This window comes from Nocardioides sp. P5_C9_2, assembly GCF_054049555.1.
Map to the genome: position 1 here is coordinate 1 of NZ_JBFUMD010000604.1, position 1,925 is coordinate 1,925.

Sequence of the window (1,925 nt, forward strand, 5' to 3'; positions counted from 1 at the left end):
GATGAGGGCGGCGCCGATGAAGAAGCTCACCAGCAACGCGCCCCAGGCGGGAGTGCGCCGGAGCGCGCCACGGGGGACCAGTGGCGCCGCGGCCCGGCGCAGGTGCGCGACCAGGAGGACCGCGGCGATCCCGGAGCCGAGCAGGAACCACAGTCCCCGGTCGGAGAAGACCTGCACCTTGGGGTCGGCCGTGGCGAAGGCCAGGATCACGCCGGCCAGCGCGAGCGCGAGGAGCAGCGCGCCGACGAGGTCGGCCTCGCGCAGGGCCGCCACCCAGCGGCGTACGTCGAGGAGCGGGGCACGCGCGAGGGTGCACCAGGCGAGGAAGGCGACGCCCGTGCCCATCGCGACCACGCCGACCGGGGTGAGCCAGCGGCCGTCCCCGGTGAACGGGATGAACGCCTGGCCCCACGTGAGGTCGCGCAGCAGCGGGGGCGGGCGCAGCATGACGAGGGCGCCGGCCAGCAGGGAGGTCCCGAGGAGGACGATCCCGACGACGTCGACCCGGCGTGGGGCCTCGCGGTGGACGGGCGCGACGCGGCGGATGGCCAGCGCCAGCAGGAGCCCGACGGCGAGGTTGATCACGAAGATCACCCGCCAGTCCGTGAACGCGAGGACCGCGGCACCGAAGAGCGGACCGATGACCGAGCCGACCTCCTGGACGGCCGAGACGACGCCGAGGGGCACGCCGCGCCGGTGCGGCGGGTAGAGGTCGGCCACCAGGGCCAGGGTGGCGGGCACCAGCCCGCCGCCGCCGACCCCCTGGAGGAAGCGCCCGGTCACCATCGAGGGCATGTCGTAGGCGAGCGCCGTCACCAGCGACCCCAGCGCGAAGAGGACCAGCGAGAAGACCAGCACCGGGACCCGACCCTGCAGGTCGGCCATCCGACCGATCAGCGGGAGCATCGCGACGTACCCCAGCAGGAAGCCGGAGACGATCGGGGCGGCCCGCTGGAGCTGGTCGATGGGCACGCCCACCGACGTCATCATGTCGGGCAGCGCGAGGACCACGACGTAGGTGTCGGCGGCTGCGAACGCGACCGCGACGGCGGCGAGTCCGAGCAGGAGGCGTGCGGAGCCGGTCCCGGACGCGTCCGGCCCGGCCGCCCGGCTCATGGTGCGACGATGTCGCGGGTCGTGCCGTAGTCGGCGAGGTCGACGGTGTAGGTCATCTCGGCGCTGTCCGGGTAGAACACGCCGGTCAGCACGGCCTGGCGCAGCTCGCCGTCGTCGCTGACGAGGTACTCGGCGTCGAAGCTGTCGCCCGACGAGCTCGGGATCACCTTCTTCATGGCCGGGCCCGGCACGGTCCCGGTGTAGGTGGTGAGGACCTCGGTGTTGTCCGCACCGCCCCGCACGCTGTCACCCTCCTCGACGCCCTCGGTCACCGCGAGCAGGGAGCCGAAGCCCGTGTCGTCGCTGACCAGGGCGGCCGGGTCGGGCGCGCCGTAGTCGCCGGGGTCGATGTCCTGGTAGCCGGTGGTGAAGGGCAGCTGGGCGTAGACGACCTTGTCGACCGCGACCACCGGGACGTCGACGCTCTGGCCTGCGTAGACGACGGTGATGGTGCCCTCGAACGCGGGCGCGTCGGTGGCGACGCCGTCGGCGCGGGTGATGCCGGAGACGCCCTTCGGCAGGTTCTCGGTGGACAGGGTGAGGTCGACGCCGCTCGTGCGGGAGAGCGTGTCGGCGGCCGTGGCGAGCACCTCGTCCGGCGTCTGCTGGTCGGCGGCCCCGCTCGTGTCCCCGCCGGAGCAGCCGGCCAGCAGGACGACGCCGACCACGGCGCCCGAGATCGCCCCGGCGAGGGCGCGGCCCGGTGTGCGACGCCGGTCGTGGGCGAGGGAGAGGCTCATGGCATTCAGCCTTCCACACCGTCGGTGGCCGCCACAGCGCTCGCGACCGGGCCGGCCACCGCGGCGATG

2 protein-coding genes are annotated in these 1,925 nt (G+C 74.1%); both read right to left on the bottom strand.

Annotated elements, in window-relative coordinates; translation table 11 throughout:
• On the bottom strand, positions 1-1,116 hold a 1,116-nt coding region (locus ACXJKL_RS20135; RefSeq protein WP_457208770.1), incomplete at its 3' end, for an MFS transporter.
• A complete protein-coding gene (locus ACXJKL_RS20140) occupies positions 1,113-1,856 on the bottom strand; it encodes an LppX_LprAFG lipoprotein (protein WP_457208771.1) in 744 nt (247 codons plus the stop codon). The genes ACXJKL_RS20140 and ACXJKL_RS20135, both read right to left, overlap by 4 nt.
• Positions 1,857-1,925: the final 69 nt, after the last annotated feature.

What these genes read in the sequence shown, in the direction of transcription:
- ACXJKL_RS20140 (WP_457208771.1), bottom strand. Translation starts at nt 1,856, where the DNA reads ATGAGCCTCTCCCTCGCCCACGACCGGCGTCGCACACCGGGCCGCGCC.